20 protein-coding genes are annotated in these 21,746 nt (G+C 63.0%); 9 read left to right on the top strand and 11 right to left on the bottom strand.

Translation table 11 applies throughout. From position 1 onward, the window contains the following. The first annotated feature begins 13 nt into the window (after positions 1-13). The 6 genes from trbF to AC1VXC_RS05100 are packed head-to-tail and all read left to right on the top strand — an operon-like array spanning position 14 to position 4,981. Positions 14-718 (top strand): conjugal transfer protein TrbF, encoded by a 705-nt coding sequence (trbF, locus tag AC1VXC_RS05125; protein WP_099605284.1) that lies wholly within the window; start codon positions 14-16, stop codon positions 716-718. Next, complete coding sequence (gene trbG / locus AC1VXC_RS05120) at positions 715-1,707, top strand: P-type conjugative transfer protein TrbG (protein ID WP_154352418.1); 993 nt, start codon at positions 715-717, stop codon at positions 1,705-1,707. Before trbF ends, trbG begins: the two co-directional genes overlap by 4 nt. Before the next feature lie 2 nt (positions 1,708-1,709). Beyond that, on the top strand, positions 1,710-2,975 hold the full coding sequence (locus AC1VXC_RS05115; protein ID WP_154352419.1) for a TraB/TrbI/VirB10 family type IV secretion system protein: 1,266 nt from the start codon (positions 1,710-1,712) through the stop codon (positions 2,973-2,975). Continuing rightward, complete coding sequence (locus tag AC1VXC_RS05110; RefSeq protein WP_154352420.1) at positions 2,972-3,232, top strand: DUF2274 domain-containing protein; 261 nt, start codon at positions 2,972-2,974, stop codon at positions 3,230-3,232. The genes AC1VXC_RS05115 and AC1VXC_RS05110 overlap by 4 nt, the downstream gene beginning before the upstream one ends. After that, complete coding sequence (locus AC1VXC_RS05105) at positions 3,189-4,064, top strand: type IV toxin-antitoxin system AbiEi family antitoxin domain-containing protein (RefSeq protein ID WP_343238142.1); 876 nt, start codon at positions 3,189-3,191, stop codon at positions 4,062-4,064. Before AC1VXC_RS05110 ends, AC1VXC_RS05105 begins: the two co-directional genes overlap by 44 nt. Next, complete coding sequence (locus AC1VXC_RS05100; RefSeq protein ID WP_154352421.1) at positions 4,061-4,981, top strand: nucleotidyl transferase AbiEii/AbiGii toxin family protein; 921 nt, start codon at positions 4,061-4,063, stop codon at positions 4,979-4,981. The genes AC1VXC_RS05105 and AC1VXC_RS05100 overlap by 4 nt, the downstream gene beginning before the upstream one ends. Before the next feature lie 233 nt (positions 4,982-5,214). Here AC1VXC_RS05100 and AC1VXC_RS05095 read toward each other — a convergent pair whose 3' ends face one another. The 4 genes from AC1VXC_RS05095 to AC1VXC_RS05080 all read right to left on the bottom strand — a co-directional run bounded on the left by AC1VXC_RS05095 (position 5,215) and on the right by AC1VXC_RS05080 (position 10,280). Continuing rightward, entirely contained in the window at positions 5,215-6,276 is a 1,062-nt protein-coding gene (locus tag AC1VXC_RS05095) for a fimbrial protein (RefSeq protein ID WP_481538669.1), read from the bottom strand. 2 nt (positions 6,277-6,278) lie between these two features. Continuing rightward, on the bottom strand, positions 6,279-8,888 hold the full coding sequence (locus AC1VXC_RS05090; RefSeq protein ID WP_481538668.1) for a fimbria/pilus outer membrane usher protein: 2,610 nt from the start codon (positions 8,886-8,888) through the stop codon (positions 6,279-6,281). Positions 8,889-8,920: 32 nt separating this feature from the next. Then, the gene (locus tag AC1VXC_RS05085) at positions 8,921-9,604 is read right to left on the bottom strand and encodes a fimbrial biogenesis chaperone (RefSeq protein ID WP_313171680.1); all 684 of its coding nucleotides are present in this window, start codon (positions 9,602-9,604) and stop codon (positions 8,921-8,923) included. A gap of 145 nt (positions 9,605-9,749) precedes the next feature. After that, entirely contained in the window at positions 9,750-10,280 is a 531-nt protein-coding gene (locus AC1VXC_RS05080) for a fimbrial protein (RefSeq protein ID WP_313492655.1), read from the bottom strand. Between the two features lie 1,377 nt (positions 10,281-11,657). Here AC1VXC_RS05080 and AC1VXC_RS05075 point away from each other — a divergent pair. Beyond that, positions 11,658-13,709 carry a putative bifunctional diguanylate cyclase/phosphodiesterase gene (locus tag AC1VXC_RS05075; RefSeq protein WP_313492657.1) on the top strand — a complete coding sequence of 684 codons (2,052 nt, stop codon included), beginning with the start codon at positions 11,658-11,660 and terminating at the stop codon, positions 13,707-13,709. A 3-nt stretch (positions 13,710-13,712) separates the two neighbouring features. On the opposite strand, the gene AC1VXC_RS05070 is transcribed toward AC1VXC_RS05075, so the two are convergent. Further along, positions 13,713-14,600, bottom strand: coding sequence for a LysR family transcriptional regulator (locus AC1VXC_RS05070; RefSeq protein ID WP_313492659.1), 888 nt, complete (start codon positions 14,598-14,600; stop codon positions 13,713-13,715). An 82-nt stretch (positions 14,601-14,682) separates the two neighbouring features. Here AC1VXC_RS05070 and AC1VXC_RS05065 point away from each other — a divergent pair, with 82 nt between their 5' ends. Both AC1VXC_RS05065 and AC1VXC_RS05060 read left to right on the top strand, forming a co-directional pair. Next, positions 14,683-15,090, top strand: a complete 408-nt coding sequence (locus AC1VXC_RS05065) for a CidA/LrgA family protein (protein WP_482995012.1) — start codon at positions 14,683-14,685, stop codon at positions 15,088-15,090. Beyond that, positions 15,080-15,799 carry an LrgB family protein gene (locus AC1VXC_RS05060; RefSeq protein ID WP_313492661.1) on the top strand — a complete coding sequence of 240 codons (720 nt, stop codon included), beginning with the start codon at positions 15,080-15,082 and terminating at the stop codon, positions 15,797-15,799. Before AC1VXC_RS05065 ends, AC1VXC_RS05060 begins: the two co-directional genes overlap by 11 nt. 15 nt (positions 15,800-15,814) lie before the next feature. Here the strand turns inward: AC1VXC_RS05060 and AC1VXC_RS05055 are convergent, their stop codons facing one another. The 6 genes from AC1VXC_RS05055 to amaB form a co-directional block, all read right to left on the bottom strand. Further along, positions 15,815-16,702 carry a DMT family transporter gene (locus AC1VXC_RS05055; RefSeq protein ID WP_313492768.1) on the bottom strand — a complete coding sequence of 296 codons (888 nt, stop codon included), beginning with the start codon at positions 16,700-16,702 and terminating at the stop codon, positions 15,815-15,817. A gap of 32 nt (positions 16,703-16,734) precedes the next feature. Further along, a complete protein-coding gene (gene murB, locus AC1VXC_RS05050) occupies positions 16,735-17,778 on the bottom strand; it encodes a UDP-N-acetylmuramate dehydrogenase (RefSeq protein WP_313171690.1) in 1,044 nt (347 codons plus the stop codon). Next, positions 17,775-18,830 (bottom strand): quinone-dependent dihydroorotate dehydrogenase, encoded by a 1,056-nt coding sequence (locus tag AC1VXC_RS05045; RefSeq protein WP_313171692.1) that lies wholly within the window; start codon positions 18,828-18,830, stop codon positions 17,775-17,777. The genes murB and AC1VXC_RS05045 overlap by 4 nt, the downstream gene beginning before the upstream one ends. Before the next feature lie 4 nt (positions 18,831-18,834). After that, positions 18,835-19,605: a class I SAM-dependent methyltransferase gene (locus AC1VXC_RS05040; protein ID WP_481538666.1), complete on the bottom strand. Its 771-nt coding sequence runs from the start codon at positions 19,603-19,605 to the stop codon at positions 18,835-18,837. 7 nt (positions 19,606-19,612) lie between these two features. Continuing rightward, positions 19,613-19,909, bottom strand: a complete 297-nt coding sequence (locus tag AC1VXC_RS05035) for a DUF4190 domain-containing protein (protein ID WP_313171694.1) — start codon at positions 19,907-19,909, stop codon at positions 19,613-19,615. A 126-nt stretch (positions 19,910-20,035) separates the two neighbouring features. Continuing rightward, positions 20,036-21,568: an L-piperidine-6-carboxylate dehydrogenase gene (amaB, locus tag AC1VXC_RS05030; RefSeq protein WP_313492664.1), complete on the bottom strand. Its 1,533-nt coding sequence runs from the start codon at positions 21,566-21,568 to the stop codon at positions 20,036-20,038. Between the last annotated feature and the right edge of the window lie 178 nt (positions 21,569-21,746).

Raw genomic sequence — 21,746 nt, 5'->3', positions numbered from 1 at the left:
AGGAGAGCTGACCATGCGATTCAAGAAACCGCAGGTGCGCTATGCCGACACGCCGCAGCCTGCCACGCCGTACCAAGCTGCCGGCCAAGTGTGGGACGACCGCATCGGCTCGCCGCGCGTGCAGGCGAAGAACTGGCGGCTGATGGCCTTCGGCTGCCTGACGCTCGCGCTGTTGATGGCCGGCGGCCTGGTGTGGCGTTCGGCGCAGTCCATCGTGACACCCTACGTCGTGGAGGTGGACAACGCCGGCCAGGTGCGCGCGGTCGGCGAAGCCGCCACGCCGTACCGGCCCAGCGATGCACAGACTGCGTACCACCTGGGCCGCTTCATCGGTCTGGTGCGCTCGTTGTCAATCGACCCCATCGTTGTCCGCCAGAACTGGCTCGATGCCTACGACTACACGACCGACAAAGGCGCGGCCGTCCTCAACGACTACGCGCGCGTGAGCGACCCGTTCGCACGCATTGGCAAGGAGTCGGTGACGGTGCAGATCACCAGCGTGACTCGCGCCAGCGACACGTCTTTCAACGTGCGCTGGACGGAGCAGCGCTTCGTCAACGGCGCTGCCGCAGGGACTGAACGCTGGAACGCCGTGATTTCCATCGTGCAGCAGACCCCGCGCACCGAGCAGCGCCTGCGCAAGAACCCCTTGGGCATCTACGTCAACGGCCTGTCCTGGGCGCGTGAACTGGATTCTTCCGAAGGAGCCAAACCATGAAATCGTCTTTCCGTATTTATGTTTCCGTGCTGGCGCTTGCGGCCCTGGCGGGCTGCGCCACACAGGGCAAGCCGCCGCCGACCATCTCGCTCGATGAGCCCGTGCAGGCCCAGCCGCTGCCGGAGCCGCCCAAGCCGGTGGAGATGGTGGCCGTGCCCGAGGTGCTGCCGATGCCAACGCAGTTGAAGCCATTGCCCGAGTCCGAGGCTGCCAAGCCCGCGCCGGAGCCGGCGGACGAGACCGTGCGCGTGTCTCGGGCCAACGCCGAGGCACGCATCGCGCCCACGCGCGAGGGCTACGTCAATGCGATTCAGGTGTGGCCCTATACCGATGGTGCGCTGTATCAGGTCTATGCGGCCGTGGGTCGCGTGACCGTAATCGCGCTCCAGCCGGGTGAGGAGCTGGTGACGGTCGCCGCCGGCGATACCGTGCGTTGGATCGTGGGCGACACATCGAGCGGCAGCGGTGATGCGTTGCGCGTGAACGTAATGGTCAAGCCGATTCGCTCGGGGTTGAAGACCAATCTGGTCATCACGACCAGCCGACGCACCTACCTGATCGAGTTGACCTCGACCGAGAAGACGTGGATGGCGTCGGTGTCCTGGGAGTACCCGAAGGACAAGATGCTGGCCTTGCAGCGCCAGGCGCAGGCGGCCAGTGCCGCCGCGCCGGTCGATAGCGGGCTGTCGCTGGAGAAGATCCGTTTCCGCTACACCGTCTCGGGTAGCAATCCGCCGTGGAAGCCACTGCGCGCTTTCGATGACGGCGAGAAGGTCTATATCCAGTTCCCGCCTGATATCGCGCAAGGCGAGCTGCCGCCGCTGTTCGTCATTGGGCCACAAGGTGATGGGCAACTGGTGAACTACCGCTTCCGCTCGCCGTACTACATCGTGGATCGGCTGTTCGGCGCGGCCGAACTGCGCCTGGGTGGTGACAAGGGCGACGTGGTACGGATCGAGCGCACGGACGGCGTTGCGCGGAGGAATTGACCATGAGCCAAGACGACACTACCGACCTCGCCACGCCGCAGGCGGGCAAGGTTGCGCCCGAGGCGGTGCCGCTGCGCGCCCAGCCACGCCCCGTCATGCGCCTGAACCGGCGCGTGCTGGCCGTCCTCGTTGGCGGCCTGTCGGTCGCCGTGCTCGGGGCCACGATCTGGTCATTGCAACCGCAGCGGCGCGGGGCCAATGAACAGACCGAGCTTTACAACGTCGATCGTGTGTCGAAGTCCGAAGGGTTGGATGGCCTGCCTTCGGACTACTCGAAGCTACCGCCAAAAGTGCCGGAATTAGGGCCGCCGTTACCAGGCGACCTTGGCCCTGCCATCGTCGCTTCGCAGCAGCCGGTGACGCCGGCCTATGCGCCGCCAGGCCATGATCCCGAGGATGCCTTGCGCAAGGAGGCGGACGCGGCGGCGGCCTCGTCGGTGTTCTTCCGCTCGGGCGGCCAAGGTCAGACCGCCGCCACGGTCGCGCAGGCAGCGCCGGGTGCTGCAAGCACGCTCGCGGCCTTCGATCCTCTCGCTGCCGGGCCTGCCTCGACGGCGGCCCAGCCCGCCGACCCGACCGCCGTGCAGAACCGGCAAGACCAGAAAGAGGCGTTCCTGAAAGCCGGTTCTACGGAAACCCGCAATTCCGGCAATCTGGCGCTGCCGGCGTCGCCCTATCAGGTGATGGCTGGAACCGTGATCGCGGGCGCGCTGGTGACAGGCATCAAGTCGGACTTGCCGGGCGACGTGATCGCCACGGTGACAGAGCCGGTCTTTGACACAGCCACGGGCAAGTTCCTGCTGATTCCGCAGGGGGCGCGCATCCTTGGGCGCTACAACAGCCAGGTCAGCTACGGGCAGAGCCGCGTGCAAGTAGTGTGGAACCGGATCATCTTGCCCGACACGTCTTCGCTGACGCTCGACAACCTAGTGGGCACCGATCCGGCCGGCTACGCCGGCCTGGAGGATGACGTGAACTGGCACTGGAATCGCATCGTCGCGGGCGCGGTGCTGACGACGCTGCTGGGTGTGGGCGCCGAGCTGGCCGCGCCGGAGAACCGGCAGGACGGCAACCGCATCGTCATCGCGGGGCGCGACAGCGCCCAGGACAGCATCAATCAAGTTGGGCAGGAAATCACCCGGCGCAACATGAATATCCAGCCGACGCTGACCGCCCGGCCGGGCTTGCCGGTGCGCATCATCGTCAACCGCGATTTGGTGTTCCGACCTTATCAGCCGATGTTCTTCCAACGGGGGGCGATGCAATGAGCACAACCAAGAAGCTGCGGCTCGGGCCGCTGCCCAAGACCGAGAGCATCAAGCTGACCTTCGCCTGCCCGGCTAGCCTGAAAGCCGACCTCGACCGCTACGCCTCGCTGCACGCGCAGGCGTATGGCGAGACGGTCGATGCCATGACGCTGATCCCGCACATGCTGGAGGCGTTTATCGCTGGGGATCGAGGATTCCGGCGGGGCAGGGGAGATGACACCCGACCTTCTTCCCGCACGGCTATGCCGAAAGGGTGATTATTTGGATAAGATTACATTGTCGTATCCAGTCTACGATTGGTTCCTCCATATCAAATTGACGATCGATTGGAAAAGATGTATATATCGTAGCATGGCTACGACTAATTCAAGCAAGCTAAATGTGCTCTACACCCGGTTGGCGCCGGGAACGCCGCTGACCTCGGAGGATTTGGCGACGCTGGGCATCTCTGCCGACTTGGCTGTTCACTACGTCCGGGCAGGGTGGCTTACGCGCTTGGCGCGTGGGGTGTTCTGCCGTCCGAACGATCCCCCGGCGCTCCATCCCAGTCTGCTGCTGTTGCAGCGCCAATTCGAGGGGCTGCACGTCGGCGGCAAGTCGGCGCTGGACTGGTATGGCGTGCGCCAGTACGTGTCGCAGCAGCCGGTGCTGCATCTGTATGGTTGGAAGGCCGCACGTCTGCCGGAATGGTTCACCGAACGCTTCCCGGCCGAATACCACCGCAAACGGCTGTTCGACGAGCAGCCGGCCGCCTTGCTGCACGTCGGCCAGTTCGAGCAGCGCAGCGGGGCACCGCAGGTGTCGGCACCGGAGCGCGCCTTGCTGGAACTGTTGAGTGAGGTCGGCGTGCGCCAGCCTTTGCAGGAAGCCCGTGAACTGGTGGAGAGCGCCTATAGCCTGCGCGCGGATGTGCTGCGCGAGCTGTTGCAACGCTGCACGAACGTCAAGACCGTGCGGCTGTGCCTGCAACTCGGCCGCGAGGCGTCGCTGCCTTGGGCGGCCAAGCTCGACCCGGCCACACTGCCGACCGGCAGCGACCGGCCCTGGGTGTCCCGCTCGGCCGATGGCCTGCTGGTGCTCAAGCCATGAACCAGACCTATCTCGATACCGCGCGGCTACTGACGCAGGTGGCGCCATTGGTGTTCGCGGACGACACCTTTGCATTGAAGGGCGGTACGGCGATCAATCTGTTCGTGCGTGAGATGCCGCGCTTGTCGGTGGATTTGGATTTGGTCTTTCCCGACCACACCTTGCCGCGCGACGAGGCACTGGCGCGCATCAACGAGGCGATCCGGCGAGCTGCCGAGCGGTTGAAGAAGCGGGGATTCCAGACACACGCGCCAGCGGCGGCGGCAGGGGAGACCAAGCTGCTGGTGCGTCGCGGCTCGACTCAGGTCAAGGTCGAAGTCAACTTCGTCATGCGCGGCACGGTGCATCAGGTGCACCGCGCTTCGCTGACGCCGATGGCCCGTGACGTGTTGATGGCTGATCTGGAGATTCCGGTGGTGTCGCTGGAAGATGTGTACGGCGGCAAGCTGGTGGCGGCGCTCGATCGGCAGCACCCGCGTGACCTGTTCGACGTGATGCAGCTCTTTGCGCACGAGGGCATCACGCCCGGTATCCGGCGCGCCTTCGTGGTCTATCTGGCCAGCAGCAATCGGCCGATCCATGAAGTGTTGTTCACGCCGCTGCGGGACATCCGGCACGACTACGAGCACAACTTCCAGGGCATGACGACCGAGCCGGTGTCGCTCGATGCGCTGCTCGCCGTGCGCGAGCGCATGGTGCGCGAAATCCAGCAGGGTTTGGATAGCGATGAGCGGCGCTTTCTGATGTCGCTGGCCGCTGGCACGCCGGAGTGGTCATTGCTGGACATCGCACACCTCGAACAACTGCCGGGCATCCGCTGGAAGCTGCACAACCTGGCGCAGTTGCAGAAGACCGATGCGAAGAAGTTTGCCGAGCAGGCCGACTTGCTCGCCACGCGACTTGCTGCGGTATCCTAAGCGCTGATTGATGATGAGCCGATGCCGCGTAAACCCGCACCAGCAAAGGACCTGTTTTTCTGACGGTAAAAGCGACGGTAACGGCCTATGTCGATCAAAGCAAATCCCTTTAACCACGCGGACTTGCGTGAGCTGTTGATGATCGAGTGGGAATGATGCAGCGCTGAGGTGTCAGCGTAGAACAGGCGAGGGCGTTGATGCAGATCGACGCCCTTGCTGTTTCCAGGTAGGTATCAGCGGAACGTAACGTTGACGGTTGCCGTTGCCGAGAATGGCCCGAGTTTGGCGTTGTCGCCTATCCAGATCAACGAGGCGAGGAAATCGTAGTTCATCAAGGCGTTGTTGACGGGCCCCAGTGGCATCGACTGCTTGAACTGGATGAAGCGTCCCGGCATATCCGCCCGGGATATCGCAATGCCGAATCCACCATTCAGTTTGGGCAGGATCAGGCTGCCGTCCTTGACGCTGTTGAGCGTGCTGATCGATGCAACCAGCATCTGATTGCTGCATTCGTTGCCGGACCCGGGTTGGGTCATGTCGACCTGGATCTGGAAAGGAACCTGTGCCTGGATGGCGCCATTGTTGATGTCCGCAACCGGGATGCGGCCGAAGTTCACGGTGTTTCCCGCGTTTCCAATCACGGAGATGGTTGGATTGCAGGCAATGAAGTGGATCTGCCCAAGCCCGGAGATGCCGGCGCGGAAATTTGAGTTTGGCGAGGTGTTCAAGCCGCCCTCACCATCGACCTGGAAAAGATCGTAGACGCCGTGGTTATTGATGTGTCCGCTCGGAGGCGGTGGGCTGCCGGTTGCCTTGATGTAGACGGAAAAGGTGACATTGAGCATCAATGACGTGGCGCATTTCTTTGCCTTGGAATGGTTCCAGTACATCTTGCAGTTCTGGCGGTTCGCCGGTGGCGTGGTGCCTTTGCCCACCCGCATTCTCGGGTTGCCTCCGTCGATCTTGTGGTCCACGTGTTTGATGGTCACGCCAACCTCGATGGAAGGGTGGATTCGGGCAACCGTCCTGTCCGGGTCCCAGTAGAAGAATGCATCCTCACCTTGCGGTGCACCCTGTGCGTCCACGCAACGGAAACCTACGGTGTAATCCTCCGATCGCCACAGCAGTCGGCCGCGGACGGCGTCGCCCTTTGAAATGGTGATCTCATCAAGCAAGGGGATGACCTGGTTGACCGATTCGGTCATGGCGTCCTTGCAGGACAGTGCCCAGGCGAGGTTGGGCAGCGCAGGCAGGAGCAATAGTGCCGTCAGTGCGCGGAACAGGAAATTCTTCATCGTCAGTCTTTGATTGATTGGCCTGGAGGAAGGCAGTGCAGTTCAATGTGGCGGTAGCCGGGCAGCGTTCTGTCAGCTTCCAGGGTTTGCGCAGGGCCTAGCTGCATCTCGCAGCGCTGGTCAGGTTTGACGCCCCAGCGGACGGAGAGGCGTTCGCCTGGGTGCACGCCACTGACGAAGATCTCGCCGTTGGGGCCGGCGATGCCACGGCCAAGTCCATCATTGCCGAATACCGTCGCTCCCAAGGGAACGCGGATGTCCTCGATCAGGATGGGGTGGACCATCACGCTGAGGCCGCGCCGCGTTTCAAAGTCAACGCGCGCCAGCGCACCACGGGTCGGGACGATGTTCCTGGAGATCCTGCTGGCATCGATATCGGCACCGAGATCATCGGTGCGCAGGGCGACATGATTCAGGCGATAGGCGCTGATGCCGCTGACCAGGCCGTAGCCGCGGCGGTCGAGGCGGACCCCGGATTGGTTCTCCAGACCAAGCCCTGCGCCGTCGCGTGCGTGTACCAGCACGTTGGTCCGGTGCAGTGATTGCGCAAACGTCAGGCCGTCGCGGTGCAGTACCCAGCCGCCGCGCAGCCCCCAATTGATCTGCGAATAGGCCGATGCATGGGTGGCGCCGATGGTGGCGACTCCCTTGCTGCCGGCGTAGCGCAGGTTGGCCGAACCAACATTGCCGGCGTCGGTTTTGCCAACGCTGACGCCGTAACTCAGGCGATCACGGTCCAGCAAGGTGCCATTGATGCCGGATTGATAGCTGGCACCGCCATAACGGGAATGGCTGTAGGAGGCAGAACCACTGGTGCGGCGCGGCCCCAGCCTATCCAGCGGAAGCGACAAGGTCAGGCCGAAAGAGCGGTCGGCGTGACGATAGCGGCCCTGACTATGACGGAAGAAGGTGCCGAAATTGACTGCGCCAATTTGCCCGTTCAGGCCCAACTGCAGTTCGCGCTCACGCGTGTTGGTTCCCCAGTAGTTCTGGTTGTTGTAGCTGGCGCTGAGTGAGTAGGTATCGGAGATGCGTTGGTTCAACGCGATCTCAAGGCGGTTGCGCTTGTTGTGGAAGCGCTGGCTACGGATCGGGTGTTGCTGGGGTTGCTGCCATGCAGTGGGAAAATCCGAAGCGGCTACCGGGTCCTCGTAACTGGTTTCATAGTAGCCATGCTGCCACTGCGCATGTTCCGCCGAGGCATCGCTGAAGTCGTAATAGCCGGAGGTGGAATAGCGATGACCCACCAGGCGAAACTCGGTACCGTGCGTATTCAAGGATTTTGAATACAGGAACCGGACGCTCTGGCCGCTGCTGGTCCCGCCTTGCGCCAGGCGGGTGCGGGCATGGCTTATGTCGATGGATGCCGATCCAAGCCGGCCAAGGCTTTGTGCCGCGCCCAGGGCTACAGCGCTGTATTGTTCCGATAACAGCAGGCCTGCATACGGGGTGATGTCCGAGGCCAGGCCCTTGGCGGCACTCGCCTGCACAAAGCGCGGCCGGTAGTGCTCGTAGCCATTGCGGAGCTCGCCTGCGCTGAGTTCGTAATGGAACAGGCCGGGCCGGAGCATTGTCTCCACGGCAGAAAACGATTGCTTGTAACGTTGTCGCGAGCCGTCGGCCTCGATGATCGAGACATCCAGTTCGCCGCTGAGGCGGTTTGGGACGATGTCGTCGATCTGGAAGGCCCCGGGGGCGACGTTCAACGCGTGGATGAGACGCCCGTCCTGGCGTACCTCGACGCGCGCGGCGCTGGCGGCTACGCCGCGTACAACCGGCGCGTAGCTGCGCTGGCTGTAGGGGAGCATCTCGTCGTCGTTGGAAATCTGCGCACCGCGAAAGCGGATGCTGTCGAATACACCATACGCGGTGTAGGTATCACCCAGCACCAACCGGCTGTGCGAGGAACCCAGGTCGGTTTCGGCAAGAAAGCCCTGGCTCCTCCAGCGGGTGGTCTTGTTTCCATTGCTGCGGTTGGCGCTGGCGGTATGGCGGAACCGCCACATGCCGGCGTTGAGCGTGCTGTTTACCGAAGCAAAGAAGTAGTTGTCACGACCTTGCTGCCGTTGTTTGTTGTGCGCGCCGCTCAGCGCATAGTCGATCAGCAAGGCATTGATGCCCTGGTCGCGCAATGCACGAGGGATGTGGCCGCGGGGCAGATTGATCAGATTCACCTGCGGTATGCGCAGATCAAGGCGCTGCTGGTTGCCGTTGTAGCTGAGCCCTGCATCCACGATGCGGGTTGCCAGTGGTTGGCAGGCATCCGCCGCTGCATCGGCGTGTGCAAGATCCACCCCCCAGCGGGTGAGCTGGGCATGGCTGAGGCAGGGCTCGGCCTGACCGGTCGCGGCCATCGTGAAAGTGACATCTTCACGTGCCACTTCATTGCCGTTGAGGTAGACCGCGAACGGGTAGGTGCCGGGGAGGATTGCACCCGGACTGGACAGCGCGGCGACATCGCGTTGATCGGTGTTGCCGCGCAGGAAGTCCAGATTGAACTGTGGGGAAGCAAGCGCGCCGCCAATTCCCAGCGCATTGAAGGCGACAGCCAAGGGTGCCAGGCGCGGGACGCGGCGGGCGCGCCGCTTCGTATCAGGGATGGGGCCGAGCATGATGGAAATCGCGAAGTGGATCGGAGAGCGGTTCAGCGCTGGATGGCGACATCGGTGACATCGGTGATGCCGCCGTAGTCGTTGATGTAGCCAAAGCGGAGCATCTGCGCGTCGGCCAGCTTGAGCTTTGACAGGGGCACCGACTGCGTTTGGCCCGGAGCGATCATGTCCAGGTCGATTTCACTGCCAATGCCGGCAGTGCTCAGCCCTTGCAGATGCGCGAAAGTGATATGCAGCGGACTATCGTTGCGAACCTGCAGTTGCTGGCCATCAATGCGCCACTGCAGCTCGCGGCTGGCCTGGTCCAGCGTGGTATCCAGGTCGGCCGGTCGGTAGAACAGCTTGATGCGGGTGCGGATGGCCACCTGCAGGACGTTCTCCGTGTCCGCGCTCGGCGGAATCTCCTGGACATTGATCCATAGCAGGGATTCCCGGTCCTCGGGCAAACCGGTTCCTGCGTAGATCATACGGACGACGGCTTGTTCGCCAGCGGCCAACTGCATCAGCGGCGGCGTGATCACCATCGGCAGGTCTCGCATGGGCAGGGTGTCCTCGCCCTGATCCAGCCATGTTTGGACCAGATAGGGCAATGCACTCTTGTTGGCCAGCGTGACGGCAGCGGAGGCTGACTTAGCGTCATAGATGACGCGGGTGGCCTGCACCTGCACTGCCGCATGGACGGCCGCGGGAAAGGAAAGGATGAAAAGCAGGGGCAACAAGAAGGACCATCGCGCTGGCGGAAGGCCGCGGGCGGGCAGTGAAGTCATTGGGGTTTCGATAGCGGGTGGGTGCAGGTGATCACGGCGTTAGCCGAATGCAGGGCCGACAACGCTGGGTGCGTCATCAGCCCTGCGGCATGGATCAGCGGTACTCGATCGAGAAGGTCGAGTTGGCGTCAGCGACGCCGGCGCGAACTTCCTTTTCGTAGGACTTGTAGCGTGCCTTCAGGTTGACGGTGGCCTTGCCATCAGCGTTGACGGTTACCAGGGCCGGATCAGCCAGTTCCTGGTTGATCGGGAACACCTTGTCCTGGTTGTCGAGGATCTCGATGCCGACGCCTCCGGCCTTGCTCACCGACAGCAGCTCCGGATGGCCGGTTGGCGTGGTGCCGTCAAAGCGAAGCGTGTAGGTGCCTGCTTTGCAGTTCTCCATGGTGATATCAAAGCTCTTGGGCGCGGAGACGTCGCCGGCTTCCTTGAACAAGGTGGTCGGGAAGGTGCCGATCGTGACCGTCTGGTTTGCGCTTGCGGTGCTGACGTCACAGGTGGACTGGACGATCTCGCCCTTGAAGGTGACCGTGCCCGATGCGGCCTGTGCAGCCGGAGCGAGCAGGCCGGAAAGTGCCAGGGACAGTGCGGTGGCTTTGAAGAGGGAGGGAAGGGTGGAGATCATCTGGGTTTCCTATTCATTTGGGGGATGTATGCCGACACTTCTCGTAGCCAAGCGTTGGCGTGTGGACGAACCGCTGCGATGCCCGCAGAGCGTCAGGACACTGCTCCGGTCGAGGTTGCGGCTGATAGCCATGCGGTTCTGCCAGGAGCCGCACTTCAATGTCGCAGGCGGTGGTTGGGTCATGCTGTTTGCGGCATGACGGTTGGGGAGACCCGCTCCAGGTATGGCAAGCGAGCGCGTTGGTGAAGCCGCTGTTTCTGAAGCTGCGCAATGCGTCGCGGAGAACTGGGAGCCCATGAGCGTCACTGTGCGACAGGCGCTTCACCCTCCGTGGTGCAGGTCGTGCGTGAGCTGCATGTGGAAGGTGATACCTGCACTGTTGGATTTCCGACACCCTCGCGTTGCGCTGTTGGCCGCCAGCCGAATGCATCGGCGATGCCAGGGTGCCAGCGGGTTGCACGTGAACCGCGATTGCCGACGAGGGGGTAATGGGTCGCCGGTTGCGCTTCCGGGCACGTTGCCTGTTTGTTTTCCGTGTGGCCTTGCAGCTTCGAATCAGGTTGGGAAGATTAGGACGGCCAATTGGATTTGGCTGTAGGTATTTCCCAGCGCATCCGCGGCGAAAAGTGTGTGGCGCAGTTGGGAATTAGTGTTGGTCGTGGATGATCTACATCGGCTTGTTTGCCACTCTTCGCGCACATTGCTGGCACGCAGGCCTATGGCTGCGGTAGCTCCCCACGATGCCCGGTTGGTTGCACGCGCGCCTTTCCGCCGGATCCAATCTTCGTTGGATACCGTACGACCGCATTGGTAGGCAGGCCTTGTAGGCACACCAACCTATTCATACTTTGCTGGGAAGGGGAGGGAGTCACGAATGATTGCACCGCAATCTTTTCCGGATTTGCTGCTGACATGAGCAGCGTGGACACCGTTCTGCACGTATGAAAGTGTGAAATCGATGTAATGGGAATTTGTCGATCGCGTGGGTAAACAGCGATGACGGGTAATACGGAAACGAACACAGGCATCACGCCAGCGATACTGCAAAAGGCCATGTAGTGGTCAGATGCCCCCGGCTACGCAATATGTGTGACTGCCAGACGGCAGGCACGGGACGTGTGAGTGAATGTCGAAACGTGAACGCCGAACGCCGGTGTCGTCCGCAGGCGCGGACTCGGGGCGGATGGGGGTTTACCTACAGCCTGTCACGCAGCTGAAATCGTTTTCCCGCGTGGCGATCACGACACCTTCTTCACTCCTGAAGCGTTCGTGGTGCTGCATGATGAGCGCGCTGCCTGGGGCCAGGCCGGCAGTGCATCAGGGGGAAGTGCAATGCTTTGGGACGAGAGTGCTCAACCGTCTCCAGGGAGGGGTCGATTGGCGGATCTATATGTGCAGTTGCAGGCAGTGCTGGACGCGCTGCCGCAGATGGCTGCGATGATCCACGATGGCGTGCCCGTGCAGGCCAATCTGCGATGGCGCCAGTTCTTTGGCGATGATGCCGCTTTGGGCAGTTCACGCGAATGGCTGGCACGTGTCCACGTGGGAGAGCGTGGTCAGGCGATCGGTGCGTGGCGAGAGTTCCTGCAGCATGGGCACGCACCAGCGTTCGAGTGTCGTTTGCAGGATGAGTTTGGTGCCGAGCATTGGTTCGAGGTGCGCCTGGGCAGCCCCGGCGCGGAGGTGCCATTGCAGGCAGTGACCATGACCGATGTCAGTGCCAGGCGAAGTCTTCGCCACGCGCTGGAGGAGAGCCTGGACCTGCAGGATCGCATGCTCGATGCAAGCCTGGATTGCATCGCGGTGATAAACATCGATGGCTCGGTGCGTCACATGAATCGTTCCGGCTGCCTGGTGGCCGGTTTGCTGCTGGGTGAGCGAACCTTCGGCATGCAATGGACGGACTTGCTGCCCGCTGCGTTTCAAAAAAAGGGGCAACGTGCGCTTTCGATGGCGGGCAGCGGACGACCTGCGCGTTTTGCCGGACAGACCGGCGCCGAAGGTGCGCAGCCACAGTTCTGGGACAATATTCTCACGCCAATGTTCGATGGGAATGGAGGCGTGAACGGCGTCCTGTGCGTGTCGCGTGATGTCAGCCGACAACAGCAGGCGGAACAACGTCTGCGTATTGCCTGTGAGATTGATGAGCTCACCGGCCTGCCAAACCGGCGTTCGTTCAACCGCAGGCTGCGAAACAGTCTGCAGCGCCAGCGTGGGCGCAGCGGAACGCTGGGCCTGATGATCATCGACCTTGATCATTTCAAACACGTCAATGACACGCTTGGGCACCCCGCGGGTGACCATCTGTTGCGTGTGCTGGCCAAGCGGGTGGCGGCGCAGGTAAGCGGGACGACTACGGTGGCGCGACTGGGGGGGGATGAATTCGCCGTGGTGCTTGAGGATGTTGCCGGCGAAGCCGAACTGCTGCAGATCGCAGGATGCATCAGCTTGTTGGCGGAAAGTTCAGTCACCTACGCGGGGCAGGTGATCAGTACCGGAATGAGCATCGGTTGCGCGCTGTATCCACGTGACGCGCAGGAACCGGCGGAATTGCTCAAGGCCGCCGATACAGCCTTGAATGACCTCAAGGCCAATGGGCGCGGCGGGGTACGCCTGTACAGCCGGCGATTGATGGCCATCGCCGAGCTTGCGGCGAATCAGCGGTTGAAGGCGCGCCAACTGGTTCGTGATGGTGGCGTGGTGCCGCACTACCAGCCGAAAGTGAACCTGCAGGATGGCCACGTGGTGGGGTACGAGGCTCTGCTGCGCTGGCCCAGTGCCGAAGACAACGCAATGGGAAAAGCCTGCCTGCTCGACGAGGCCTTTCGCGATTACGAGCTGGCCTCGCGGCTGGCGGAGTTGATGCATCTACAGGTATTGGCCGATATCTGCGCGTGGCAGGCACAGGGTCTGCAGGTTCCACCGATAGCGATAAATACCGCGCCGGTGGAATTTCTACGCGATGATTTCGCTGAGACCCTGCTGGAGAAACTGCAACGCTTTGACGTCGACCCGACGCAGATAGAGCTGGAAGTCACCGAGCAGGTTCTCACCGATCGTGGTTCTGCCTTCGTTGCGCGTGCGTTGGGGCTGTTGAAAGAGGCGGGCATGCGCATTGCGCTTGATGATTTTGGTACCGGCCATTCTTCGCTGGCACATCTGCGCGACTACCCGATCGATGTGCTCAAGATCGATCGTAGTTTTGTTGCGCGCATGGTGGACGAGCCATCGATACGCGCCATCGTCGAGGCGGTCGGCAAGTTGGGGCCAAGCCTGCGTCTGGACCTGGTGGCGGAGGGCGTGGAGAGCGCCAGCCAGCGGCAGATATTGATCGAGGCCGGTTATCGGATTGGCCAGGGATTCCTGTACGACCAAGCTGTCAATGCCTCGCAGGTAGCGCAGCGGTTGCGACGGGTGTCGATGGCCTGAATATCAGCGTCCATCACCGTGCTCGGCTTGCACCAGGCGCAACCATGCCTGCGCCGCTGCGGACAGATAGCCACCGCGGCGCCAGGCCAGCACCATCTTCCAGTCCAGCTCAGGCTCATCCAGAGGCACCATCACCACATTCGCGCGCGGGCGGGCGGAGGCGATCATGCGGGGCAACAGGGCGACGCCGAGACCCGCCGCGACCAGCGCTACGATGAAATCCGGTTGGCCGCTGCGGGTGACTTCGCGGGGGCTGAAACCACGTGCCTGGCAGGCACGGATGATATGCCGGTTCAGCAGGAAGCCTTTTTCGAACAGGACGAAGGGGACCTCTGCGAGGTCCTGCAATTGCAGGCTGGCTGCGTTTGCCAAGCTGTGATCGCGAGGCAGCAAGGCAACCAGTGGCTCGGTGCGTACGGGCTGCCACTGCAGGTCATCGGCGACCGGGAGCAGGCTGGCCGCCAGTTCGATTTCGCCGGCTCGCAGACTCTCTTCCAATGCTTCGCTGCCGCGTTCGAGCACGTGCAGTTCGATCTGCGGATGCAGTTGGCGGAAGCGGGCGAACACCGGCGCAAACAGGATGTCGCTGCCCAACGAGGCCAGGCCCAGGTGCAACTCGCCGCGGCGCAGTCCGCGTAGTTCTTCAAGCTCGCGCAGCATGTCCTGGCGTTCGCCGAGCAGGGCCAGGGCGCGCCGGTAGACAATCTGTCCGGCTGGCGTCAGCCGGACGCCGTGGCGGGAGCGCTCCAGCAGCACCTCGCCGATTTCGTCCTCCAACTGGCGGATCGCCTTGCTGATCGTTGGCTGGGTGGCAAACAGGGTCTCGGCCGCGGCCGAGAAGCCATTTTGCCGCACCACTTCCACCAGCATGGAGAGTTGTCTGATGTCCATTCCCAAAAGGAATCCAGTGAATGCAGTGAATTCATTTTAATTATGGATCGGCCAGGCGTACATAGAAGGCATGGAAACGTTGATGCTGTTCTGGCGGCGCTGCCGGCTGGGTCTGCGGCGCGGGCTCCGCCGCAGTGCGTGCCTGCAGATTGCTGCGCTTGTGGCGCTCTGGCTGCTGGCAGAGGGATTGGTGCGGCAGCTCGGTTTGCCCGTGCCGGGCGGGATTGTCGGGTTGGGCGCATTGCTGCTGGTGTTTGCCCTGCGCTGGTGGTCGCCGCTGTCGTTTGCGCGGGGTGCGCGCTTGTTGTTGGCGGAGATGCTGTTGTTCTTCATCCCCGCGGCAATGATCCTGCTGGACAACCGCCAGATGTTCGGCTGGCTGGGACTGAAGCTGCTGCTGGTGGTGGTGGGTGGCACCGTGTTGGTCATGGCGACCACTGCCGTTACCGTCGAGCTGTTGTTGCGATGGAGTGGACGTGATGCTCACTGAGATGGTGGTCCGGCCGGCAACGCAATTGCTGTGGCCGTTGTTCTGGGCAATGGCCACTCTGCTCAGCTATCTGTTGGCCAAGCGGCTTTATCAACGTAGCGGCAAGGCATGGGCATCCCCACTGATCAGCGCGCCGCTGGCGTTGTTGGGGTTGGCGTTCCTGCTGCATGCGAGCTATCACGACTATCTGCGTGGTACGCATTGGTTGGTGGCGATGCTGGGACCGGTGACGGTTGCATTCGCGGTGCCCATCCACCAGCAACGGACGCTGATCGCACGGCACTGGAAGGTGCTGGGGGCAGGTGTGCTGGTTGGCAGTGGTGTGGCGATCGCTTCTGCGTGGCTCATGGCGACGGCGTTGCATCTGTCACCGGAACTCAGGTTGAGCCTGGCACCGCGCTCGGTGACCACCCCATTTGCGATGGATGTGTCCGGACGCATTGGTGGCATACCGGAATTGACAGCAGTGTTCGTGATCATCACAGGTATCTGCGGTGCTCTGTGTGGGCAGGTGCTGCTCAAACTGCTGCCGATACGCAGCGCGATGGCGCGTGGTGCGCTGTTTGGCATGGGCGCACACGGCATGGGCGTGGCCAAGGCGCGCGAACTGGGCGAGAGCGAGGGCGCGATCGCCGGGCTGGTGATGGTGATGGCTGGGGTGTTGAATGTCGCCGCGGCGCCGTTGCTGGTGCTGCTGTTGCAGGCCTGAAACCCCGATGCCCGCTCAGGCGGGGGTATCGCCGGCGCGGGCGTTCTGCAGGCTCTCGCGGCGTCGCGCCAATACCGCCTCACGGTGGGCGATATAGGCATTGGCGCCGAGGATGATCAGCGCTCCAATCACGGTCCAGCGGTCCAGGGTCTCGCCGAACAGCAGCCAGCCCATCGTTACCACCAGTGGCAGCTGGGTGAAGCTGATGGGCGTGAGTGCGGAGACTTCCCCCAGTTTCAGGGCACGGGTCCATAGCAGTTGGCCCAGGGTTCCCATCACTCCGGTGGCGACCAGCCACAGCCAGGCGATGCCGTTCGGCCAGACCCAGACGAACAGCGCCGGGATCAACGACAGCGGCACCCAGAACACATAGGTGTAGAGCACCACGGTATCGGGACCGTCGACGCGGGTCAGCTGTTTGATCTGGATGGCGACCAGAGCGCTGAGTACCGCGGCCAATACCGCGACCAGGCTGCCGAGCTCGAAGCTGTGCGCGCCCGGGCGCACGATCACCAGCACACCGATGAAACCGGTGATGACGGCCGCCCAGCGTCGGATACGGACCTTCTCACCCAGCCACAACACCGCAGCGATGGTGACGAACAGCGGCGTTGAGTACGACAGGGAGATAGCCTGCGACAGTGGCAGATGGCCGATTGCCCAGAAAGCGCACAGCATCGAGGCCAGGCCAATCACGCTACGCAGGAAATAACGTGGCAACTGCTGGGTGCGCAATGGCGCGTGGCCGGGCCGCAGCAGCATCGGCAATAGCGCCAGCAGGCCAAAGCCATTGCGGAAGAACGCTACTTCCTGGGTGGGGACGTAGTCGGTGGCAAGACGGATGGCGACGGCCATCAAACCAAAAGCCATCGCACTACCGAACATCAGCAGGGCAGCGCGCATGGCGGTGGAGCGGGGTGCAGCCAAGGCAGTATTCACCAGCGGGCGCCGACCAGCCTCGGTTCGGGTTCAATCGGCACGCCGAACTTTTCCAGCACGGCGGCCGACACGCGCCGGGCAAATGCCAGCAATTCGGCGCCGGTCGCGTTGCCGTGATTGACCAGTACCAGCGCATGATTGGGCGAAACCCCTGCATCCCCTTCGCGCTGGCCCTTGAAGCCGGCCTTCTCGATCATCCACGCCGCCGATATCTTGCGGTTGCTGGCATCGTTGCCGGGAAACACGGGCAGCGCCGGGTAGTGCTGCAGCAACACATCGATCTGTTCAACCGGCAGGATGGGATTCTTGAAGAAGCTACCGGCATTGCCGAGCACGGCGGGGTCGGGCAGCTTGCGTTGACGGATCGCGATGACGGCGTTGGCGACGTCGGCCGAGACCGGCAATTCGATTCCCATGGCCTGCAGCTCCTCGCGGATGCCTGCATAGTCCAGCTGCAATTCGTGCAGCAACGGCAGACGGAACTCGACGGCGACGATCAGGTAGCGATCAGCCTCGTGCTTGAACAGGCTGTCGCGGTAGCTGAAGCGGCACGCTTCCTGGTCCAGGCGCACCCAGGCCTGCTCCTGCCGGTCCCAGGCCTCGACGACCTGGATGAAGTCGCCGACCTGGGCACCGTAGGCGCCGATGTTCTGGATCGGTGCGGCGCCGACGGTGCCGGGGATCAATGCCAGGTTCTCGAGCCCGGACAGGCCTTCGTTCAACGACCACATCACCAGCTCATGCCAGATCACACCTGCGCCCGCGCGGACGATGGTGTGGTCGGCGCGGTGTTCAAGTGCGGTTATGTCCCGGTTGTCGAATACCAGCACCACATCCTGGGGATCGCCGGCCAGCAGCACGTTGCTGCCGCTGCCAAGTACCAGCAGGTCGGCATCGCCGATGGTGGCCAGGGCCTCGGGCAGCGCATTGGGATCGGCGATGCGCAGCATGCGCGGGGCATGGGCATCCACGTGGAAAGTGTTGAGGTGGCGCAGCGACGCGTTCTCGGTCAGTGACCAGGCAGTTGCGGCATTCGTCATAGCGGTGCGACGGCGCCCCCGGAGGGTGACTCGCGACGGCGGCGGATGGCATCGACGCAATCGCCGATCAGGCGCGGGCCCTGGAAGATCAGGCCGCTATAGCACTGCACCAGCGCAGCACCAGCCGCCATCTTGGCCACGGCATCGGCGCCGGAACTGATGCCGCCAACGCCGATCAGCGGCACTGATTCGGGCAGGCGCGCGCGCAGCCGGCGCAGCACCAGGGTGGATTGACCCAGCAAGGGGGCGCCGGACAGGCCGCCAATTTCCCTGGACAGTGGATCGGCTTCCACGGTGGGCCGGCCGATGGTGGTGTTGGTGGCGATTACGCCATCCACGCCCAATTCGCCGAGCACGCGTGCTGCCGCATCGATGTCGCGATCGCTCAGGTCCGGTGCCACTTTGACCAGCATCGGCACGCGCTTGCCATGTTTGGCGGCCAGCCGCTCCTGTGCTTCACGCAGGCCGGCTACAAGGCGTCGCAATGCCTGCTCTTCCTGCAGTTCGCGCAGGCCGGCGGTATTGGGCGAGGAGATGTTGACGGTGATGTAATCGGCCAGCGGGTAGACCTTTTCCATGCAGATCAGGTAGTCGGAAAGCGCATCGTCATTTGGCGTGTCCTTGTTCTTGCCTATGTTGATGCCGAGCGGGCCGGGGCGGTGCTTGACCGCCTCCACGTTCTTCACCAGCGCATCAACACCGAGGTTGTTGAAACCCATACGGTTGATGATGGCGTTGTGCCGCGGCAGGCGGAACAGGCGCGGCTTGGGGCTGCCGGCCTGCGGGCGCGGGGTGATGGTGCCGATCTCGACATAGCCGAAGCCCAATGCAAACAGGGCTTCGATATGTTCGCCGTTCTTGTCCAGGCCAGCTGCCAAGCCAACCGGGTTGGGGAAGCTCAGGCCAAACGCCGGGGTGGGAAGTGGCTTGATGCGGCCGGCGATCAGCGGCGTGGTACCGGTGCGCCAGGCAAGATCCAGCGCGGACAGGCCCAGGCCGTGCGCGCGCTCGGCATCAAGGGTGAACAAAAACGGGCGGGCAATGGAATACATAAGCTCAGTTCAGCGTGCCAACAAAGGCGCGGGTTTGGTACTCAAAGGCAACCTTGCCATCGACCGCATGCGCATCAAACAGGCGCCGCAGGGCTTCCAGCATCGGGACGTGACGTTCGTGGCCGGCTTGCGGCGCGTAGGAGGAGGACAGCAGCCGACCACGCAGGCCGTCGTAGTCCAGGTGCTGCACGTTCGGCAGCTGCACCAGACCGCGCAGGCCCGGACCAAACCAGTCGCGCATGGTCTGGTCGTCCTGGTAGCGTTCGGCGACTTCGGTGTAGTCGGTGCCGTAGTCCAGCAATAGTTGCTCATAGCCGGCCAGGAACGGCGAGGCATCGAGCAGGCGCGAGTTCCAGTAGACCAGCGCCAGGCCACCCGGGCGCAGGATACGAGTCCATTCCCGACGTACGGCGGACGTGTCAAACCAGTGGAACGCCTGCGCTGCTGCGACCAGATCGACACTGTGATCTGCCAGCGTAGTGGCTTCGGCAGTGCCGCCGACGGATTGGAACTTGGGGTATTGGGGGTGCAGCCATTGATCGGCGGCTGCGCGCATTGCGGCATTGGGTTCCACTGCGATCAACGGATGGCCAGCAGCCAGGAACGGCGCGCTGGAAATACCGGTGCCAGCGCCGATATCGGCGACCAGGGCGGAGTGGGGCAGGCCGATATCGCGGTGCAGCCACTCCAGCAGCGTGGACGGGTAACCCGGTCGATAGCGCACATAGTCCGCTACCCGGCTGCTGAAACGTTGGGTTGAATCGGGTTGTCCCATGCCAGCCTCAGGAGTTCATCGCCGCGAGGCCCGCTAGGCCTCCGAAGAACACAAGGATGGCAATGAAGAAGATGATGCCGATCAACCACAGCGCAGTAGCCAGCCAGCCCAGCACCAAGCCGGCCACAGCCAGACCGTCACCGTCCATTTGGCCGTTGCTGCGGCGGATTTCGCCACGTGCCATATGGCCGAAGATGATGGCGCAGATGCTGCCGATGGCAGGCAACAGGGTCCAGCCAAGAATGCCGGCGACCAGGCTGATCACGGCGTAGCTGCTGGTCTGGCGAGGTGCAGGGATGCTCATCGGGAACTCCGTATCAGCGAATTAAGCCCCTCTCCCGCGCGCGGGAGAGGGGTTGGGGTGAGGGGAAGCTTTTCAGCTAAGCACTCTCCCACTTCAACGCCCCGACCAAGGCCGGGGCAGGCATCATCAAAGATCGAACTTGATGCCCTGGGCCAGCGGCAGCGAGTCGGAGTAGTTGATGGTGTTGGTCTGGCGGCGCATATAGACCTTCCACGCATCCGAGCCGGACTCACGGCCACCGCCGGTGTCCTTCTCGCCACCGAAGGCGCCACCGATCTCCGCACCGGACGTGCCGATGTTGATGTTGGCAATGCCGCAGTCGCTGCCGGCTGCCGACAGGAACTTCTCGGCGGTCTTCAGGTTCTGGGTGAAGATCGACGAGGACAGGCCCTGCGGCACGCCGTTCTGCATGTCGATGGCTTCGTCCAGGGTCTTGTACTTCATCACGTACAGGATCGGCGCGAAGGTCTCGTGCTGGACGATTTCATCGCTGTTCTTCAGACCGGTGACAATCGCCGGCAGCACGAAGTTGCCGGCGCGGTCGATGGCGGTGCCGCCGGTCTCGACGGTGCCGCCGGCAGCCTTGGCCTTGGCGATCGAGGCCAGGAACTGCTGCACGGCTTCCGGGCTGTTCAACGGGCCCATCAGGTTGGCGGCGTCGGTCGGGTCACCGATCTTGCCCTCGACCTGCTTGTAGGCCTTGATCAGCGTGGCCAGCACGTTGTCGTAGATGGATTCATGCACGATCAGGCGGCGGGTGGTGGTGCAGCGCTGGCCGGCAGTACCGACGGCGCCGAACACGATGCCCGGCACGGCCAGCTTCTGGTCGGCGGTCTCGTCCATGATGATGGCGTTGTTGCCGCCCAGTTCCAGCAGGCAGCGGCCCAGGCGCTGGGCAACCTTCTGGTTGACGGTGCGGCCGACCTGGGTGGAACCGGTGAAGGAGATCAGCGGCACGCGGCGATCGTCGACCATCTTCTCCGACAGTGCGGTGCCGGCGTCGTTGATCAGGAAGAACAGGTCCGGGAAGCCGCCGTCCTTCAGCGCGTCATTGCAGATCTTCATCGTGGCAATGGCGGTCAGCGGGGTCTTGTTGGACGGCTTCCAGATGCAGATGTCGCCGCAAATGGCGGCCAGGAACGCGTTCCAGCTCCACACCGCGACCGGGAAGTTGAAGGCCGAGATGATGCCGACCAGACCCAGCGGGTGGTACTGCTCGTACATGCGGTGGCCGGGACGTTCGGAATGCATGGTGTAGCCGTACAGCATGCGGCTCTGGCCCAGCGCGAAGTCGGCGATGTCGATCATCTCCTGCACTTCACCGTCGCCTTCCGGCTTGGACTTGCCCATTTCCAGCGCGACCAGCGAGCCCAGTGCGTCCTTGTGCTTGCGCAGTGCTTCACCGCACAGGCGCACGGCTTCGCCACGGCGCGGGGCCGGGGTGGTGCGCCATACCTTGTAGGCTTCCTGCGCACGGGCGATGACGGTTTCGTAATCAGCCTCGGTGGTGGCCTGGACCTCGGCGATCACTTCGCCGGTGGTCGGGTTCTGCGGCTTGAGGACGCCCGCGCCAGTTGCGGCGGACCATTCCCCGTTACCCATGTAGGTGCCAGCGTTGGTGGCATCCAGAGCCAAGGCCTTGAGCAGCTCGGAAGACATTCAAACTCCTGTTTCTTAACGTGATTTTGGCGCCGTCGGAAACTGCGGGTGGGGCGACGGAATGAGTACTACATAGTATCAGAGTGAACCGATTGGCCTCGTCGGGGGTTGGTCTGGCCGATAGGACGGCGTGTGCCGGGTCCGGCGGCTGTGCGGACGGGGCTGTGCTGCAGGCAAG

This window comes from Stenotrophomonas sp. STEN033, from assembly GCF_056856655.1.
The sequence above is the reverse complement of the archived record's forward strand: the minus strand, read 5'-3'. Positions and strand labels throughout refer to the sequence as shown.

Coding starts and splice junctions, on each gene's coding strand:
- AC1VXC_RS05040 (WP_481538666.1), bottom strand. CDS start 19,605: ATGGGACAACCCGATTCAACCCAACGTTTCAGCAGCCGGGTAGCGGAC.
- AC1VXC_RS05045 (WP_313171692.1), bottom strand. CDS start 18,830: ATGTATTCCATTGCCCGCCCGTTTTTGTTCACCCTTGATGCCGAGCGC.
- trbF (WP_099605284.1), top strand. CDS start 14: ATGCGATTCAAGAAACCGCAGGTGCGCTATGCCGACACGCCGCAGCCT.
- AC1VXC_RS05080 (WP_313492655.1), bottom strand. CDS start 10,280: ATGATCTCCACCCTTCCCTCCCTCTTCAAAGCCACCGCACTGTCCCTG.
- AC1VXC_RS05100 (WP_154352421.1), top strand. CDS start 4,061: ATGAACCAGACCTATCTCGATACCGCGCGGCTACTGACGCAGGTGGCG.
- AC1VXC_RS05105 (WP_343238142.1), top strand. CDS start 3,189: ATGACACCCGACCTTCTTCCCGCACGGCTATGCCGAAAGGGTGATTAT.
- murB (WP_313171690.1), bottom strand. CDS start 17,778: ATGACGAATGCCGCAACTGCCTGGTCACTGACCGAGAACGCGTCGCTG.
- AC1VXC_RS05035 (WP_313171694.1), bottom strand. CDS start 19,909: ATGAGCATCCCTGCACCTCGCCAGACCAGCAGCTACGCCGTGATCAGC.
- AC1VXC_RS05070 (WP_313492659.1), bottom strand. CDS start 14,600: ATGGACATCAGACAACTCTCCATGCTGGTGGAAGTGGTGCGGCAAAAT.
- AC1VXC_RS05110 (WP_154352420.1), top strand. CDS start 2,972: ATGAGCACAACCAAGAAGCTGCGGCTCGGGCCGCTGCCCAAGACCGAG.
- amaB (WP_313492664.1), bottom strand. CDS start 21,568: ATGTCTTCCGAGCTGCTCAAGGCCTTGGCTCTGGATGCCACCAACGCT.
- trbG (WP_154352418.1), top strand. CDS start 715: ATGAAATCGTCTTTCCGTATTTATGTTTCCGTGCTGGCGCTTGCGGCC.
- AC1VXC_RS05060 (WP_313492661.1), top strand. CDS start 15,080: ATGCTCACTGAGATGGTGGTCCGGCCGGCAACGCAATTGCTGTGGCCG.
- AC1VXC_RS05065 (WP_482995012.1), top strand. CDS start 14,683: ATGCTGTTCTGGCGGCGCTGCCGGCTGGGTCTGCGGCGCGGGCTCCGC.
- AC1VXC_RS05090 (WP_481538668.1), bottom strand. CDS start 8,888: ATGCTCGGCCCCATCCCTGATACGAAGCGGCGCGCCCGCCGCGTCCCG.
- AC1VXC_RS05095 (WP_481538669.1), bottom strand. CDS start 6,276: ATGAAGAATTTCCTGTTCCGCGCACTGACGGCACTATTGCTCCTGCCT.
- AC1VXC_RS05055 (WP_313492768.1), bottom strand. CDS start 16,702: ATGCGCGCTGCCCTGCTGATGTTCGGTAGTGCGATGGCTTTTGGTTTG.
- AC1VXC_RS05115 (WP_154352419.1), top strand. CDS start 1,710: ATGAGCCAAGACGACACTACCGACCTCGCCACGCCGCAGGCGGGCAAG.